The 16485-nt window shown below is 58.0% G+C and carries 15 protein-coding genes; 9 read left to right on the top strand and 6 right to left on the bottom strand.

Annotated elements, in window-relative coordinates; translation table 11 throughout:
- Positions 1 to 95: 95 nt before the first annotated feature.
- Positions 96 to 1205, bottom strand: coding sequence for a dGTP triphosphohydrolase (gene dgt, locus AB1L30_RS22235; protein ID WP_367016103.1), 1110 nt, complete (start codon positions 1203 to 1205; stop codon positions 96 to 98).
- A gap of 423 nt (positions 1206 to 1628) precedes the next feature.
- On the opposite strand from dgt, the gene uvrA reads away from it, so the two are divergent.
- Together uvrA and msrA are read left to right on the top strand one after the other, a co-directional pair.
- Entirely contained in the window at positions 1629 to 4439 is a 2811-nt protein-coding gene (gene uvrA / locus AB1L30_RS22230; RefSeq protein ID WP_367016470.1) for an excinuclease ABC subunit UvrA, read from the top strand.
- A gap of 60 nt (positions 4440 to 4499) precedes the next feature.
- A complete protein-coding gene (msrA, locus tag AB1L30_RS22225; protein WP_367016101.1) occupies positions 4500 to 5036 on the top strand; it encodes a peptide-methionine (S)-S-oxide reductase MsrA in 537 nt (178 codons plus the stop codon).
- Positions 5037 to 5060: 24 nt separating this feature from the next.
- Here the strand turns inward: msrA and AB1L30_RS22220 are convergent, their stop codons facing one another.
- From AB1L30_RS22220 to AB1L30_RS22205, 4 genes are all read right to left on the bottom strand, one after another.
- On the bottom strand, positions 5061 to 6449 hold the full coding sequence (locus AB1L30_RS22220) for an arylsulfatase (RefSeq protein WP_367016099.1): 1389 nt from the start codon (positions 6447 to 6449) through the stop codon (positions 5061 to 5063).
- A gap of 53 nt (positions 6450 to 6502) precedes the next feature.
- Positions 6503 to 7756, bottom strand: coding sequence for a polysaccharide pyruvyl transferase family protein (locus tag AB1L30_RS22215; RefSeq protein ID WP_367016097.1), 1254 nt, complete (start codon positions 7754 to 7756; stop codon positions 6503 to 6505).
- A 48-nt stretch (positions 7757 to 7804) separates the two neighbouring features.
- Positions 7805 to 8803, bottom strand: a complete 999-nt coding sequence (locus AB1L30_RS22210; protein WP_367016095.1) for a hypothetical protein — start codon at positions 8801 to 8803, stop codon at positions 7805 to 7807.
- A 141-nt stretch (positions 8804 to 8944) separates the two neighbouring features.
- Complete coding sequence (locus AB1L30_RS22205) at positions 8945 to 9295, bottom strand: hypothetical protein (RefSeq protein WP_367016093.1); 351 nt, start codon at positions 9293 to 9295, stop codon at positions 8945 to 8947.
- A 367-nt stretch (positions 9296 to 9662) separates the two neighbouring features.
- Between AB1L30_RS22205 and AB1L30_RS22200 the strand changes: the two genes are divergently transcribed.
- On the top strand, positions 9663 to 10454 hold the full coding sequence (locus AB1L30_RS22200; RefSeq protein ID WP_367016092.1) for a DUF3050 domain-containing protein: 792 nt from the start codon (positions 9663 to 9665) through the stop codon (positions 10452 to 10454).
- Positions 10455 to 10746: 292 nt separating this feature from the next.
- Positions 10747 to 12069: a replication-associated recombination protein A gene (locus AB1L30_RS22195; protein ID WP_367016090.1), complete on the top strand. Its 1323-nt coding sequence runs from the start codon at positions 10747 to 10749 to the stop codon at positions 12067 to 12069.
- Between the two features lie 141 nt (positions 12070 to 12210).
- On the opposite strand, the gene AB1L30_RS22190 is transcribed toward AB1L30_RS22195, so the two are convergent.
- Positions 12211 to 12456: a hypothetical protein gene (locus AB1L30_RS22190; protein WP_367016088.1), complete on the bottom strand. Its 246-nt coding sequence runs from the start codon at positions 12454 to 12456 to the stop codon at positions 12211 to 12213.
- Between the two features lie 103 nt (positions 12457 to 12559).
- Here AB1L30_RS22190 and AB1L30_RS22185 point away from each other — a divergent pair, with 103 nt between their 5' ends.
- The 5 genes from AB1L30_RS22185 (at position 12560) to AB1L30_RS22165 (ending at position 16420) form a co-directional block, all read left to right on the top strand.
- Complete coding sequence (locus AB1L30_RS22185) at positions 12560 to 13834, top strand: LysM peptidoglycan-binding domain-containing protein (RefSeq protein WP_367016086.1); 1275 nt, start codon at positions 12560 to 12562, stop codon at positions 13832 to 13834.
- Between the two features lie 145 nt (positions 13835 to 13979).
- The gene (locus AB1L30_RS22180; RefSeq protein ID WP_367016084.1) at positions 13980 to 14702 is read left to right on the top strand and encodes a hypothetical protein; all 723 of its coding nucleotides are present in this window, start codon (positions 13980 to 13982) and stop codon (positions 14700 to 14702) included.
- Between the two features lie 31 nt (positions 14703 to 14733).
- On the top strand, positions 14734 to 15603 hold the full coding sequence (locus tag AB1L30_RS22175; protein WP_367016082.1) for a hypothetical protein: 870 nt from the start codon (positions 14734 to 14736) through the stop codon (positions 15601 to 15603).
- Positions 15604 to 15777: 174 nt separating this feature from the next.
- Positions 15778 to 16158, top strand: coding sequence for a hypothetical protein (locus tag AB1L30_RS22170; protein ID WP_367016080.1), 381 nt, complete (start codon positions 15778 to 15780; stop codon positions 16156 to 16158).
- A gap of 43 nt (positions 16159 to 16201) precedes the next feature.
- Positions 16202 to 16420: a hypothetical protein gene (locus AB1L30_RS22165; protein WP_367016078.1), complete on the top strand. Its 219-nt coding sequence runs from the start codon at positions 16202 to 16204 to the stop codon at positions 16418 to 16420.
- Positions 16421 to 16485 lie beyond the last annotated feature (65 nt).

Raw genomic sequence — 16485 nt, 5'->3', positions numbered from 1 at the left:
ATTCAGGCAGGTCGAGCTCCCCTTAAAAGATAAACCTGTTCACTATTCCGAGTGCGTATTCTACTCCGCAATTCTTCGGAAAGCATCCCCATAGACTACCGAAAATGGGCGTCAAACTCCCGTTGGCAGTAGGAGTCGGTCATCGTTCCGATGTAATAGCCGACCGTCCGAGGCAGCCCCCAAACGTCGACCCATTCCGCCAGCTTTCCGCGAATCAGTTCCGGCCGTCGAAGGTACCCGTCATACATCCGCCGAAGCTGGTCCTGGCCCCGGTCGCGGAACTCGACGATGTCGGGATGGCGGTAAACACGATGGAACAGAAACTGTTCGAGCTGCGTCTTTTGCGCACGCAGATCATCGCTGACGGTGACGATCGGTTCGCACATCTCCGCCTCTTCCGGCGTCTGCGGATTCCACTTCGCCAGACGCTCCAGCGCCGTCTCGGTCACGTCGGTCACTTGCAGGTCGATCAGTTGTCGAATGACCAGCTTCCGCAGCCGGCGTCCTGTCAGTTCGCCGTAGCGCTGATAGACCCGTTCGGCACTTTGCGCAAACAGTGGAATCTGCATCAACTCGTCGAAGGTGACCAGTCCCAGCTTTAAGGCGTCGTCGGCATCGTGCGCGTCGTAGGTGATACTGTCGCACGATTCGACCGTCTGGGCTTCCAGCAGCGGCCGCAGAAAGGTCATCTGACGCTTGTCGACGCGGGTATGCTGCCCTTCCAGAACCTCGTACGTCAGGTTCAATCCGTCGTAATGGGGACTGCGAACTTCCAGGTGCTTTACCAGGATCAGGCCGAACGCGTTGTGCGAGAAACCGCCGCAGTCGACCATGCATTCCTTCAGCACGTCTTCGCCTGTATGGCCGAACGGTGGATGGCCGATATCGTGCAGATAGCCCAGTGCTTCGATCAATTCTTCGTTCAGGCCCAGGCTGCGGCCGATCGTGCGGGCAATGGTGACGACTTCGATCGTGTGCGTCAGACGCGTCCGATGATAGTCGCTGATGTTCATGAAGACTTGCGTCTTGTCGGCCAGTCGGCGGAAGGAACTGCTGTGGATGATCCGGTCGCGATCGCGTTGAAATGGCGAGCGGTAAGGGTGGTCGGGCTCATCGAACTCGCGACCGCGCGATTGTCGGCTCCGCAGCGCGTAGGGCGCCAGAAGCCGCTCTTCTCGCTCGTTGTAATTCATGAAACTTCGCATGGTTCCTTCTGCGGGACGCCTCTCGTTTTCCGGTGTTGATGCGGTTCGCAAGGCAAATCACATCCGGTTGCAGCCCCTGAATCGTTCCCTTTCGGCTACGCCCCTTAAGATATCGCCCATCGGCCGTAACTCCCAGTAGAGGCCTAAGTTCGGCGCGGTCGGCAGACGCTGACAATTCACCTAAGGTGTTGCGGCATCTCCCACGTAAGTGGTTCGGCCCTTAACCTCTAGTTGCCACCTCTGACGGGCCCTGTTAGCCTGAACTGAATTAGCGCTCGTCATTTATACCTTTAAGGTCGGGTTTGCCCCATGGCAGGGGCAGGCGTGTGGCCCGGTCTTTCCAGCCCAGCATGATTGTCTGCCATCGTGGATTTTCATCGAGACAAGCTGTCTGCCATCGATCCGACCCAAGATGCTTCTTGCATTAGCGTTCGCGGGGCCCGTGTCCACAATCTCAAGAACGTCGATATCGACCTGCCCCGGGACCAGTTGATTGTCATCACCGGTCCAAGCGGTTCCGGGAAAAGCTCTCTGGCGCTCGACACCTTATACGCCGAAGGACAGCGGCAATATGTCGAAAGCTTGTCGGTCTATGCCCGGCAGTTTCTGGACCAGATGGAACGCCCCGACGTCGATCTGATCGTCGGCCTTCAGCCCACCATCTGTATCGACCAGCGAACCGGCAGCCAGAACCCACGCAGTACCGTCGCCACGATCACCGAGATCTACGACTACCTGCGTCTGCTGATGGCACGCCTCGGGCAGCCTCACTGCTGGAAGTGCGGTCTCGAGATCACGCAGCAAACGGCCGAACAAATTCAGGATCGCCTTCTGGCCCTGCCTGAAGAAACGAAGCTGATGATCATGGCCCCCATGGTCCAAGGCCGCAAAGGGGCACACAAAGAAGTCATCGATCGGATCCGACGCGAAGGCTTGCTGCGAGTTCGCGTCGATGACGAGGTCTATCAGATCGACGAAGTCCCGGAACTCAATCCGAAGAAGAATCACACCATCGAAGCGGTCGTCGACCGAATCATCATCCGCGAAGGCCTTCGCTCGCGCATGAGCGACTCGGTAGCGATGGCCCTGAAACTGGGTGACGGCCGACTGCTGTCTTGCCACCTCGATACCGACGTCGTCGACCCAGATCACCCGAAGGGAACCTGGATCGATCAGATTTTCAACACCGAACTGGCCTGCGTCGATTGCAACTTGAGCTTTATCGACATCGAGCCACGGACGTTCAGCTTCAACAGCCCCTACGGCACGTGCCCCAAGTGCGAAGGCCTGGGCATTTGCGAAGAGTTCGATCCTGACCTGGTTGTGCCTGATCGCGAGATTTCGCTGGATGATGGAGCGATCGCACCTTGGCGGGGCGTGACCGCCTCCTCGTTGACGAAGCTCAGCAAAGGACTCGATGCGTTTCTGACCAAGCAGAAGGTTGATCGCACGTCGAAGCTGAGCGACTGGAGCGAAGAACAACGGACGAAGCTTCTCTCGGGCGATGGCGACAAGTTCCTCGGCGTGTTGATCGCTCTGGAGAAAGAGTTTGTCACCACCACGCGGAAGAAGCGGCTTGAACAACTCTCGAAGTTCCGTGGCAAACTCCCCTGCCCTGCCTGCCATGGTGCACGACTGCGTCCTGAGGCACTTGCTGTCCGGGTCGCCGATCACAACATCCACGAGATCGTCCGCAAGAGTATCAACGATGCCCGTGGCTTCTTCGATGAACTTGAGTTCGACGAACACGAGAGCCTGATCGCCACGCCCATCGTTCGCGAGATCGCCAAGCGTCTCGCCTTCCTCGAGAAGGTCGGGGCCGATTACTTAACGCTCGACCGCGCAGCCGATACGCTCAGCGGTGGCGAACTGCAGCGAGTTCGCCTGGCAACTGGCATCGGCAGTGGCCTGGTCGGCATCTGCTATATCCTCGACGAACCATCGATCGGGCTTCATTCGCGTGATAATCATCGCTTGATTGAAGCGCTCGTCGAACTGCGAGACCATGGCAATACAGTGATCGTCGTCGAACATGACGAAGCGATCATGCGGGTCGCCGATCGCCTCGTCGACGTGGGGCCTGGGGCAGGTCATCGTGGCGGGCAGATCATCGCCGAAGGGACGCCTGCGGTGGTCTCGGATGTCGATGGTTCGATCACCGGCCAATATCTTTCCGGCCGAAAGAAGATCGAGATTCCCCCATCGCGGCGCAAGATTGCCAAGACGCGGATGATCTCGCTGGAAGGTGCCACCACCAACAATCTGAAGAACGTGGGCGTGCAGGTTCCGTTAGGTGCGTTTGTCTGCGTGACCGGCGTGAGTGGCAGCGGGAAGAGTTCGCTCGTCAACGAAACGATCACGCCGGCACTGCTTCGCCGACTTGGCCAGCCGTCGCAGCGGCCTGGGCCGTTCACCAGCTTGCGTGGTACAAGCCAGATCGACAAAGTGATCCCGATCGATCAGTCGCCGATCGGCCGCACACCTCGCAGCAACCCGGCCACCTATACCGGCGTGTTCGACGAAATCCGAAAGGTTTTCGCCGAAACCCGTCAGGCAAAACAGTATGGCTACAAAGCGTCACGTTTCAGCTTCAATGTGAAAGGTGGCCGCTGCGAGGAATGCCAGGGACAAGGTTTGCGGAAGATCGAAATGAACTTCCTGCCAGACCTCTTCGTCGAGTGTCCCGCTTGCCATGGCAAACGGTTCAACCGCCAGACGCTGCGAGTCAAATACAAGGATCAGTCGATCGCCGACGTGCTGAACCTGCCGATCGAAGAAGCGGCCGAGTTCTTCGACGCGGTGCCAACCATTCATCGTGTGCTGGCCAGTTTGTGCGACGTCGGCCTTGGCTACCTTTCGCTTGGCCAACCCAGCACGACCCTTTCCGGCGGTGAAGCCCAGCGTATCAAGCTGGCGACCGAGTTGGCCCGAACCGAAACCGGTTCGACGCTGTACGTCCTCGACGAACCGACGACTGGCCTGCACTTCGAGGACATTCGTCGGCTGCTGTCGGTCTTGAGCCGGCTGGTCGACAAGGGGAACACGGTGCTGGTGATCGAGCACAACCTGGACGTGATCAAGTGTGCGGACTGGCTGATCGATCTTGGCCCCGAAGGTGGTTCTGGCGGCGGTGAGATTATCGTGACCGGAACGCCGGAGCAAGTCGCCGATTGCGAGGCGAGCTATACCGGTCAGTACCTCAAACCATTGCTTAATGGGCACGCCGGCGAATAATTCGCCGTGGGGCTCTTCCCCGATGTGATTTTCGAACTCTCTCGCGATCAAGGCGCTTCGATGGCAGATATTCAAACGGCAACGTTCGGCGGTGGTTGTTTCTGGTGCACCGAGGCAGTCTTTCTGGAGCTGCGTGGCGTGCAGAGTGTCACCTCTGGCTATGCCGGCGGTCACGTGGCCAATCCGACCTACGAACAAGTCTGCACCAAGACGACCGGGCACGCCGAAGTGATTCAGATCACGTACGATGCCGACGAGGTGAGCTACGAAGACCTGCTCGAGATCTTCTTCCAGACGCACGATCCCACCACCAAGGATCGTCAGGGGAACGATGTCGGCCCGCAGTATCGCAGTGCGATCTTCTATCACTCGCCCCAGCAAAAAGAGACGGCTGAGGCATTCATTCAGAAGTTGACCGACGCAGGCACCTTCGCCGATCCGATCGTCACGGAAGTGACCGAGATCAACAACTACTACCCGGCCGAGAACTACCATCAGGATTACCTGGCCAATAACCCAGGCAATCCTTATTGTGCGATGGTCGTCCGTCCGAAGGTCGACAAGTTCCGCAAGCAGTTCGCCGACCGCTTGAAGTAAGGCCGGCGATCTGCCAGACGCCGCTTACTTGCGTTCGAACTTGAACTTGAAGCGATCGTTCTCGGTGTGGGCCTCGTCGAAGATTCGCTTCACCTGGGCAACCACTTCGGGATGCTTATCGGCGACGTTGTTTTGCTCTTCGAGATCTTCTTCGATGTTATAGATCTCGATCGGGGCGTTCGGCTTGTTGGTCATGTTCAGCTGAATCCCCTTCCACTTGCCCAGGCGAACGGCTCGCTTGCCGCCTCGTTCAAAGAACTCCCAGTACAAGTATTCGTGCTGCGGCTGGTCTCCTTTGTCGGTCAGCGTGGGCACCATGCTGATGCCATCGAGCCCCGTGGGAACCTCGACACCGGCAAGTTCACATAGCGTGGGCAACACGTCCCAATGGGCACTGATCATATCGCTTTCGGTGCCCGCCTTCACGTGGCCTGGCCAACGCACCATGAAAGGAGCGCGGATGCCGCCATCGGTCAGGTCACGCTTGTGACCGCGGTAAGGTCCGTTGCTGTTGAAGAACACCGGATCGTGGCCACCCTCTTGATGCGCGCCGTTATCGCTCGAGAAGAGAATGATCGTGTTGTCGTCCAGCCCCAACTCCTTCACCAGGTGCATCACGCGGCCGACGTCGTCATCCATCTTGGTGCACATGCCTGCGAACGCCGCGATTGGGTTCTTAACCGGTGGGCCAGCGTACTTGCCAACCTTGTCTTCAAACTCCGAGAATTTCTCGCGGAATGGCTTCACGTATTCTTCCGACACATGCATGGCCGCGTGCGGAATGGTGATCGGCAAGTAGCAGAAGAACGGCTTGTCTTTGTTGTCGCGGATGAACTGTAAGGCGTGATCCATGATCAGATCGTGCGAGTAGGTCTTGCCGTCGAATTCAATCTTCGTCTGGTTGTCGTACATCCAGGTCGGGTAATAGGTGTGGGCGTTCCGCTGGCAGTTGTAACCATAGAAGACGTCGAAGCCTTGATGGTTCGGATCCCCTTCCGAGCCAGGATATCCCAGGCCCCACTTACCGAACGCCCCGGTCGCGTAACCAGCGGTCTTCAGCAGTTCCGGCAAGGTCACCGTGTCGCCTGGCAGAGGCTCTTGCCCGACCGGCTTCACCTCGGCATTGCCACGCACCGGGGTGTGCCCCGTGTGCAGCCCGGTCATCAGCACGCTTCGCGTTGGAGCACACACGGTGCTGCCGGAGTAGTGCTGAGTGAACTTCATCCCTTCGGCGGCCAGGCGATCGAGGTTAGGTGTCTCGAACTTTTCCTGACCGTAGCACCCCAAATCGCCGATCCCCAGATCGTCCGCCAGGATGTAGATGATGTTGGGCTTTTTAGTCTCGGCCTGGGATGTACTGACAAAGCAGCACCCGAGGATCGCGAGCAACGTGAATGTTAGAACTCGGTTCATGATCGGTTTCGTGGAGGAAAGGACTGGTTAGTGGGACGTTCGATCGGTGGCGGTTAGACACCCACGCACTGTCGAACCATTTCCATCGTTTTCTGTTGGCGGTCAGCCACCACGGCTTGTGCCTTGGCGACCTTGGCTTGGGCTTGCTCTGGCTTCTGTACCATCTCGAGTACCGTGGAAGGATAGCTGGCGACCTGCTTCGGTTGATCGATATCGAACAACCAATCGCCCAGGCCGATATCCTTCCACATGAATCCCTTCGAGGTCTGCTCTTCAAAGCGACCGACGATCGCCGGCACGCCGTTGCCAATACACATGATAGGGGAATGCATCTCGAGACCGAAGAAGCCTGCCGAGCGGATGTACGTGCTCAGGGCCTGATCGGTCAGCCAGAACTTCTCGCGCCAAACAACCTTCTGCTTGATGTCGTCCGGCAATTTGTCGTAGACATTGTCTTTGCCGACCTGCATCTGGGTCATGTCTTCCGGGCAGAGCAAAACCTTGTAGTCGGTTTCGGTCACGATCTTCGCGATCGCTTCTCGCAGCGGGGCATGATCGTGATCTTTCATCGCCTCGTTTCGTTCGTGCCGCTTCTCGTCGAGCGTCCGCCCTTTCTTCACCAGCCAATAAGGCGTGTAGCGAAGTCGCGGAATGCAGCAGACGAACTTGCCTTCCTCCAAACCGGTTTCCTTCATGTACGCTTCCGCCGAAGCGTCGTCACGCAGATCGCACGCAAACGCACCATCAGGACCGAACTCCATGACCGGGCTCTTGATGCCATCCTTCTTCCCCTTGGCCAGCGAGACCGTATCGCGGAAGTAGACGAACTTGGCCTGGCTCATCAGGTCGATGGTTTCGGCATCGGAACCACCGTAGGTGATGCCATAGATGCCGAACGGTTTGCCAGTGGCGGCGACGTACTGACCGACATCGCGGCGAGCCACGAACGACGGTCCAGAGCCATGCAGCAGGAACTCGCTGGCGTTGATCGCTTCCTGCAGGTCGGCGTTGGAGGCCTTCCCACTTTTGCCGATCGAACCCTTGACCACCTTCAGGTTCGGGAACCGCTTTTGTTCCATGTGGTGGACTTCGTCCGAGAAGTCACCGGAAGCCCACAGCGTGACCTCTGCTTCAGGCACATGCTTTTCCAACAGGGCCATCACGCCTGGCGTGTGGGCGATGTCGCCGATGTTCACGACCTGCCACGAAGACCGGAGGATGATGCGAGGCCGCTTTGCAGGGGCAGCGTAAACGTTAGTGGCGATCGCCGCGGCCATCGATGCTTGCAGGAAAGTACGTCGTTTCATGGGGGCAAGACCTGAAGGGGCAAGTGGGTGGGAACGTGCGTCGAGCAACTACGGCTGCGACTTCTTGTTCAAGGCATCGACATTCGCCGAAGCATGGAGCTGGGCGATTTCTTTGTCGGTGAGTGCCCGATCGAAGACCGCCAATCCACCGAACTTCCCTTTGGTGGCCTCTCGCAGAAACGAACCGACCGCATAGCGTGCCCCGACGGTGAAGTCGGCCCCGCCATCTGGCTTCGTTTCAGCATGCTTGTCAGGGTCGTAAGCAAAGATGCCTCGACCGTGATAGTAAGGATTCATCCCGCGATCTTTGCCGTCGGGACCTTCCTGGGTGAAGTAGCGATCGTCGCGACGATCTTTCTTCGCGTCGAGCTTACGCTCTTCAAAGGTTCCGTTAATGTACGCCTTGATGTACTCGCCATCGTAAGTGAACGCGAGCGTGCACCACTCTTCTTCTGGAACCGGCTGCTTGGTGGCGGCATAGTCAGCGCACCATGGGAAGGCGGAACCATCCGCGCGACGCGTGACGCCACCTTCGCTGCTGATGTGCGGAACCAACTGATTCGGTCCGCCGTAGGTTGGCATGTTCATCAGCATCGCATACTGACGCGTGCCGCTGTCGTCGTCGCGTCCCTTCCCTTCGCTCCACATCCCGGCGATCGTTCGGCTTTGGCGAAGATCGATAATCCGCACGACGGCGAACATGCTGACCTGAGCCTTCGGTCCGCTGATGTTCAACTTGCCCGTCTTCGCGTAGTCGAGCTCCAGGTACTGCTTACCGTTGAGCTGCAGGCTATGCCCGGAGTAAGGTCCTTCGTCAGCACGAGGGATCGGACCGTTGACTTCCTGGAGCGGATAGGTTCCTTCCGGTGCGATCGACTTCCGCGGTTCGCCTGCCTCTTCGGCAAAGGTCCAGAACGCGACAAGGTTAGGAGTCTTCAAAACGACCGATGGATCGCCGGTCGGTTCGTCCGCGCAAAGAGAGGAAGTCGGAGCAGCGAGCAGCATCACGCCCAGCAGCATCGCTGGGGTCAGAATGGTTCGGAACATGGGGCAGGTTCTCGGACAGGTTGGTCAGGGGGAAGTTGAAATCGACGAGAACGGCCGCCAAATGGGGCGCGGCCGCAGTCCCGATATTAATCGATCTCAATCCGCCATGGAACCTTTGCGAGGCAGTCTGCCGGAAGTCCCCTACGGCGAAGTGGCCGGGGCAGCGTCGACGCCGGCCAGCATTTCGTCGAGCGAGAGCTGCATGAAGTCGGCTTCGGTCGCCGTCATTTGCAGGTCCATCGGGCAGCACGAATCGGCCGGGCAAGTTCCTTCGCCCAAGCTGCAACTCGCTCCGGTCGAGACCGGCACGGTGCGATTGGTCCGTGGTCCCTTGCTGCAGCAGCGATGGTTGCTCGATGTGGCGGCGAAGAACGACTGCTGGACGTTCTCTGGCAGATAGCGCGAAACCGCAACGGCGGTCTCGGGCGAGACCACGGTAATGATCAAGGCCAACATCACCAGCCCGGCGATGCCATAAACGGACTTCATCATCCAATTTGTGGCAGAGCTATGTTGGCAGCCTGTCGACGCGTTGTCGGCCAAATTGTCAGACTTTTCCGCAGAGGAACTCGGGAAATCATTCGAACTTTGCATCTTTCACTCCTGTCAAAGCGACGGGAAATACTTTCAATTATGATGTGTAATAACACCATTTTGCGAAGTCCCTTCACGCTACTTCTGTATGCCAGAACACGCAAGTGAGAACTTCCGGAAACAAACCCTACGGGTAGCGAGACCCCCCCAGGCGAGCCTACGCATCTGCATTTGCGCCCGGTAGCATTTTTGATAGCCTCCAGCTCAATGCGGACCTGGTAATTTCAGGCCCGTTCAACCCCCACTACCCAAAATGCAAAGTCCCATGATTGTCATGCCACCTTCCGCGCAAGAGCGTCTGGATCGGATCGAACAGGTACTGCAGCCCCAACGCCAGGCGCTGCTGGAACACGACGTCTACCAGAAGATTCGCGACGCAGCTTCGTTGCGGACTTTCATGCAATACCATGTCTTCGCCGTCTGGGACTTCATGTCCCTGCTGAAGGCGCTGCAGCAGAAACTGACCTGCGTCGCGGTGCCTTGGCTTCCGACCGAGAACAATCTGGGGCGCCGCCTGGTGAACGAGATCGTCCTTGGCGAAGAGAGCGACGAGGATGGCGAAGGTGGCTTCTGCAGTCACTACGAACTGTACCAGGCCTCGATGCGTCAGATGGGTGCCGATGGCTACCTGATTGATCGCTTCATCACGCGACTGGGCCAAGGCCGCGACGTGACGGCTGCGTTGTACGAATCGGACCTGCCCCGTTCGATCGTGCAGTTCGTGACCAACACCTTCGATTTGATCGCCAGCGATAACTTGTGTGCGATCGCATCTGGCTTCACCTACGGCCGCGAAGATCTGCTGCCGGGCGTCTTCCAGAAGATCGTCGAACAGGTCAATTCCGAACTGTCGGGCTCGGCCTCGAAGTTTGTCTTTTATCTGGAACGCCATATCGAGCTCGATGGCGATCACCACGGCCCGATGGCCCATCGTCTGCTTTCGCATCTTTGTGGCGACGACGACGACAAATGGCAAGCCGCGGAAGACGCCGCTCTGCGCAGCCTCGAAGCCCGGCAATTGCTGTGGAACGGGATGCTAGAAGCTTTGGCGTATTGATCGCCCAAGGCATCGCCGAGACGGACAAGAAATAAAAAAACCCGGCGTACGTTTGTTAAGCATCAACGTACGTCGGGCTCACACCACGGGGGTTGCTTAACGCTCCGTGTGGTGTCCTCGTCCGAACGCAGACGGTTGGAGCAACCATCCAGAAGGGCCCATTCGCCCGGACACTTGAACTATAGGATGGTTTCCGGAGGAGTGCAAACTTTTTCTTGCCAGGTTTTGTTGGGGCCGATTTTCGTACAATGGAGCGTTATTGCTTCAATCTCCATAAGTCCCCTGCACTTCGATGTCTCTGTTTGACCAAGCGGAAGCGAAGAACTTCGACAAAGCCAAGCCGCTGGCGGCTCGGATGCGACCGCGCAACCTCGGCGAGTTCGTCGGCCAGAAGCACTTCCTGGCGGAAGGCAAGCTTTTGTGGCGGCTGATCAAATCGAACCGGCTGACCTCGGTGCTGTTCTATGGCCCGCCGGGCTGCGGCAAGACCACGCTGGCCCAACTGTTGGCTTCTGAAACGAAGTCGCGTTTTCGTCAGCTCAACGCGGTGACCTCGGGCGTGAAAGAACTTCGCGAAGTCTTGCAGGAAGCACAAAGCGAAGTCGCCACCGGCGGCCGCAAGACGCTACTCTTCGTCGACGAGATCCATCGTTTCAACAAGTCGCAGCAAGATGCCCTGCTGCCCGACGTCGAGAATGGAATTGTGATTCTGGTGGGTGCGACCACCAGCAATCCTTTCTTCGCGGTGAACAGCGCCCTGGTAAGCCGCAGCCAGATCTTTCAGTTTGAACCGCTCACGCCGGAAGAGATCCACGATGTGCTGAAGAACGCGCTCGGCGATCCTTACCGGGGGCTCGGCAAGTTCGACGTTAAGCTGGACGACGATGCCGCGCAGTTTCTGGGAGAGGTTTGCGATGGCGACGCCCGCCGGGCTTTGAATGCGCTGGAGATTGGCGTCCTGTCGACCGAAGCGAGTCCGATCCATTTCACGCGGCAACTGGCCGAAGAGTCGATCCAGAAGAAAGCGGTTCAGTACGACCGCGATGGCGACACGCATTACGACACGGCCAGCGCGTTGATCAAAAGCATTCGCGGTAGCGATGTCGACGCGGCCATTTATTGGCTGGCCAAGATGCTGGAAGGTGGCGAAGACATTCGCTTCATCACGCGGCGACTGATTATCTCGGCCAGCGAAGACATCGGTAACGCCGACCCACACGCGTTGACGATCGCGGTCTCGGCGATGCAGGCCTGCGAGATGATCGGCCTGCCGGAGTGCCAGCTCACCCTTTCGCAAACGGTGGCCTACCTGGCGTGTGCTCCCAAGAGTAATGCCGCGACGCTCGCGATTGGCGAGGCCCGAGCCGACATTCGCGAGGGACGCGTCGAGCCCGTTCCAATGCACCTGCGCGACGCTCACTATGGCGGAGCGAAAGATCTGGGGCACGGGGATGGTTATCAATACGCCCACAACGCCCCCGATGGGATCGCCGCTCAAAGTTATCTGGGTATCGATCGCGAATATTATCGCCCGGTGCCGCGAGGCTTCGAGGCGACACTGCAGAAACGTGTTGAGGTCTATCGCAAGCGATTGCGGGGGGAAGAGGAAGGCTAAAGCCCTTCCCCAAAACGCTCTTTCCCAGGCTTCCCCCAAGATTGCCGGGAATCAGGCAACAGCTAGCAGCCGAGAAAAACCGGCCTTTGTTCAAATTGCGCGTTTCGGTAGGATCGCAGAACGCTTGCCGAACCAGGCAAGCTACGGAGTTAGCATGACCATCGCCACAATCATGGCGATGATGCCCAACATGCCTAAAACGACCCATCCGAGCGACTTCCCTGCCCAGGGACTGGTGTCTCGAATGATCGCATGCAGGCAGACTGGGCAGACGTCGGCGTCCTCGAAGACTTCCGCTCCGCACTCGGGGCACGTGATCGTGTAGTCCTGATCGTCATCTTCAGGCTCGTCATCGATCCAGTCGTCGTACTCGTCGCTGTCGTGCATGCATTTAAGATGGATTAAGAAACGTCAGAGCGCACCAGGGCATCATCACTTATCGGCAAAAGGATTTGCCGCGGATGAGCCGAATTCGTCAGGGAGGACGAAGGTGGAAACGATTAAAACCGCTTGCATGGTCATTGTACTCATGGCCATTGGCTACGGCGTCTATACCGTGTTGAACAAGCCGGAAGAAGTTCCGCCCGAAGTGGCCGACGCTGCCGACAACATGGATCTGACTCTCCCCGACTTCTCGACGTTGCCGATGCCGACCGGCGCTCCTGCGGCTTCGCCTGGCACCTCGGTCGCGATGCCGGCCCCTGCCAGCGACGACAACGCCCCAGGCTTTGCCAGCGGCCGTCTGACCGCTCCTCAACTGAACAACACCGGCGGCGGTGCTCCGTCGTTCACGCCGACCTTATCGCCTCAGCGTGAAATGGCTCAGCACGACGACCATGATCATCAAGATCACGCTTCGCACGGCGGTTCCGATGCGGCTCCCAAGTTCGCCGGTGCGTCCGACTTCCCTCCCATGGACAACCCGACCGCAACCAAGCCAGCCGGCACGATGCCCACGCCAGAATCACACATTCCGGCCACCCCCGATGCTTCGCGCAACCAGTTGGCCTCGGTCTATAGCCATGGCGATATGGGAGCCATGCCCAGCGGGATGGGTGGCAACCCGAACTCGCCTCCTTCCGGACAGTTTCAAGCCGATTGGGACGAAGCCCAGCTCTATCTGACGCAAGGCGACCTGGTCGAAGCAATGCGCCGCCTGACCCCTTGGCGGAATAGCCTCGAACTGAATCCTTCACAGAAAGATAAGCTGAACCTGCTGCTCAGCCAGTTGGCCGGTACCGTCGTCTACTCGACGCAGCACACTCTGGAAGAGCCTTACACGGTCGGCAGCAGTGAAACACTCGAAAGCATTGCCCAGCAGTTCCAGATCCCTTCGATCTTGCTGCAGCGAATCAATGGTATCGATAACCCGAACGCCCTGACGCCTGGCATGAAGATCAAAGTCATGCGGGGTCCGTTCGCCGCCAAGGTCGATCTGACCCACAACGAACTGATCCTGGAAGTCGATGGCTGCTACGCAGGCCGCTTCCCGATCACCATCGAGAATGGCGCGATCATTCCTGCCGGCGAGCATGAAGTGCTGCGAAAGGAAACCAATCCGCAGTTCTATGACGACTCGACCCAACGAATTCTGACCTCGGACGATCCCGAAAATCCTTACGGCGGCTTTGCCGTGCATTTGGATGGCGGCGTCGTGCTGCATGGCTCTGGCGGTGCTGGCGGTTCGATCAGCATGAGCCAGCGAGATGCCGAAGACATTTACGGTATCTTGTCGGTCGGCTCGAAGGTCACGGTCCGCCGATAATTTGACAACGTCACGCCGCCGCGATAGCCTGCCTTGAGAGGACTTTCTTCCTTGTCCCCCTCAAGACTAAAGGCAACCATTGTCGCAGCCTGACGCATCTTCTGAACCTCGCCCCCAAACTGCGCGGCGAGGCCCTTTCCGCCGTGTGCTGATCACCACACTGATTGTGGTGATCGTCTTGCTGACGGCGGCAGGTCTGACGCTTCGTCACTGGATGGCGGAAGGCAATCTGCATATGCAAGCCGCTCAGCAAATGCGCGAGATGGGTGCCCGCGTGCAGATGAAGCTGATCCAGGATGTCTCGCTTACGTCCAAAGGAGCTTACTCGGAAGGTTCGCGGATCGGCCGCGACTATGTTCGCGTCGAAGGGGGACCGACCTGGATGGCTGCCTGGGACATCGAACCGGCCTTCCAGCGAGTCGACCTGGTCTTCTATCACGAACGATCGCTGGAAAAGCTCGAAGCGTTTCTCGACTTGTTCGGCCAGCTTGGCCAGGTCGAAATCTTGAGCATCGTCAGCCCTGAGGTCACCAACGATCATGTCGAGCGATTGCTCCAGCAGGTCCGTCTCAAGACGTTATTGCTGCAAGGCGAGCAGATCGGTGGCGAGCCGATGCCGTTCCTAAAGAGCAGCCAGTTGGAAGACTTGGCCTTCGCGCATACTTCGCTCCGCGACGAAGGGCTCGATGACCTGCCAGAGTCGTTGACACAACTCACCCTTACCGGAAATCACCTTACCGAAGAGGGCCTGAAGAAGCTGATCCGGCTGAAGAACTTGAAGCAGCTGGATATCGATCAGGCCGGGATCTCTCGCCAGGCACTCAAAGCCCTTCAAAAGGAAATGCCTTGGTGCTGGGTCGTGACCTGACCCAGCGATCCACAGAGGCGCAACTCGAACGATGTCCGAACCCGCTCCCACGAACGATTCTCCTGCGAAGCCCACCTGGCGTTTGCCGCTGCGTATTTCGTTGCGGCTGTTGATCGTCGTGTTCACGCTGCTGTGTGGCCTGCTGGCTTGGGGCAGCTATCTGCATCGCGTCGGCCAGCTTCATAGCATGGCGAGCGATAAGCTGCTCGAAATCAGTAGCCGTCGGTCGTATTCGTATCGTCATGCCAGGATTCGCCTGAGCTGGAATTACGAAGGGAACTTTTCCTCGCAATCGATCAGTCCGTCGAACTATGACCCTATCACATCCCGGGCAACGGACCTGGTGATCTATAAGGTGAAGGAGCGCAGCGATCCCCGCTGGATGACCCAACTTGGCATCGCCCCGATCTTTCAGCGCGTCCGAACCGTCAAGATTACGACGCCGCTGAAACCAGAAGAATACGATGAAGTGGTAGCAGCCGTGGCACTGCTTGACCAACTCGATTCGCTGGAACTAGACACCTATAAGGAAGGCCCGCGTTTCACCCAGGCCCAGTTGGCCAAGGCACTAGGTACGACGCGCATCGGCCAACTGGTTGCTCCGCGCAGTCACTTGACAGCCGGTCCTTTCCCAGAGCTTCGCCGTACGGGGCTCGTGGAACTTAACCTATCGCATACCTGGTTTTCTGATGCTGCGATCGCCGATCTACCGATTTCGCTGCAACATCTAACCCTTGAACGAACGGCAGTCACCGACGCCGGGCTCGATTCATTCCGCAGACTAAGAAATTTGCGAAGCCTCGGCTTAAGGCGAACTCCGACCAGTCAACAAGCTGTCGACCGACTGCGGGCCGAGATGCCCTGGTGCGAAATCTATTGGTCACCGCTTGTCGATCGCTGACGGTCTGTTTTCCACAAAATTGGCGACAACAGGCCTTCACCTTTCTAGAATCAGACCAGAGCCTGCTTTTCTTTCCAGTCGCTTAACCACTCTTTTCCACCGTAAGACCTGAACCCTCAGGCAACGACCTGGTCCTATTCTTCAAATCTCATCCTATCCCCAGGAGACCAGAAGATGACGATGGCACTCTGTTTCAATTGTGGTGAAATCAAGTTCGGGGCGATCTGCCCCTGCCCTCAGTGCGAAACCACATCGACCGGCGACATGTCGCTCGATATTGCCTTCAGCGATCATCACCTCGATATCGACACCCTACGGCAATTCGGCGAAGTGGTTCGTACGATTGCGGAAACCGGAGCGGAGCCGCCGCAGCGGTTCTGGGCCTTCATCCATTACGTCTCTCAGAATCATCCACAGATCCTGCGGGTCGAATTGAATCCCGATGCAGAGCGCGAGATCGAGTACCTGCTTAGCGGGCTCGATCTGCCGGAGGTGACCGTCGTCGAACGGACGCTATTGCCGGCGCAGGATGATGAAGCGGACGAGTTGGACTGATACAATTTTGGTGCCCACTCTATCCCTCCACGAGCACCGGAACATGTCCGATCCCACTCAACTGCTTGGCTTCGCCGCGATCTGCTTCGGTACGATCACGTTCGTGCTACGGCTGACGACCCCTGCGGTGTTTCGCAAGTTGAAGGCGATGCAGCAGGTCTACGGACCTGTCGGTGGTTACGTGGTCCACACGATGTCGTACTCGATCATTCCGATCGCCGTCGGCATCGCGATGATCATTGGCGGATCGGTCATGCGATAAGAGTTCGCAGACGAAAGAGAACGCCCCTCTCCGATTTGATGGAGAGGGGATTTTGTCGGCAATAG

The sequence above is a fragment of the Bremerella sp. JC817 genome (assembly GCF_040718835.1).
Lineage (GTDB): Bacteria > Planctomycetota > Planctomycetia > Pirellulales > Pirellulaceae > Bremerella.
This window is presented reverse-complemented; position numbering and strand designations above follow the sequence as displayed.

Bases quoted from the DNA above. Each gene is read 5' to 3' on its own strand.
- dgt (WP_367016103.1), bottom strand. From the start codon at position 1,205: ATGCGAAGTTTCATGAATTACAACGAGCGAGAAGAGCGGCTTCTGGCG.
- msrA (WP_367016101.1), top strand. From the start codon at position 4,500: ATGGCAGATATTCAAACGGCAACGTTCGGCGGTGGTTGTTTCTGGTGC.
- AB1L30_RS22220 (WP_367016099.1), bottom strand. From the start codon at position 6,449: ATGAACCGAGTTCTAACATTCACGTTGCTCGCGATCCTCGGGTGCTGC.
- AB1L30_RS22215 (WP_367016097.1), bottom strand. From the start codon at position 7,756: ATGAAACGACGTACTTTCCTGCAAGCATCGATGGCCGCGGCGATCGCC.
- AB1L30_RS22210 (WP_367016095.1), bottom strand. From the start codon at position 8,803: ATGTTCCGAACCATTCTGACCCCAGCGATGCTGCTGGGCGTGATGCTG.
- AB1L30_RS22205 (WP_367016093.1), bottom strand. From the start codon at position 9,295: ATGATGAAGTCCGTTTATGGCATCGCCGGGCTGGTGATGTTGGCCTTG.
- AB1L30_RS22200 (WP_367016092.1), top strand. From the start codon at position 9,663: ATGATTGTCATGCCACCTTCCGCGCAAGAGCGTCTGGATCGGATCGAA.
- AB1L30_RS22195 (WP_367016090.1), top strand. From the start codon at position 10,747: ATGTCTCTGTTTGACCAAGCGGAAGCGAAGAACTTCGACAAAGCCAAG.
- AB1L30_RS22190 (WP_367016088.1), bottom strand. From the start codon at position 12,456: ATGCACGACAGCGACGAGTACGACGACTGGATCGATGACGAGCCTGAA.
- AB1L30_RS22175 (WP_367016082.1), top strand. From the start codon at position 14,734: ATGTCCGAACCCGCTCCCACGAACGATTCTCCTGCGAAGCCCACCTGG.
- AB1L30_RS22170 (WP_367016080.1), top strand. From the start codon at position 15,778: ATGACGATGGCACTCTGTTTCAATTGTGGTGAAATCAAGTTCGGGGCG.
- AB1L30_RS22165 (WP_367016078.1), top strand. From the start codon at position 16,202: ATGTCCGATCCCACTCAACTGCTTGGCTTCGCCGCGATCTGCTTCGGT.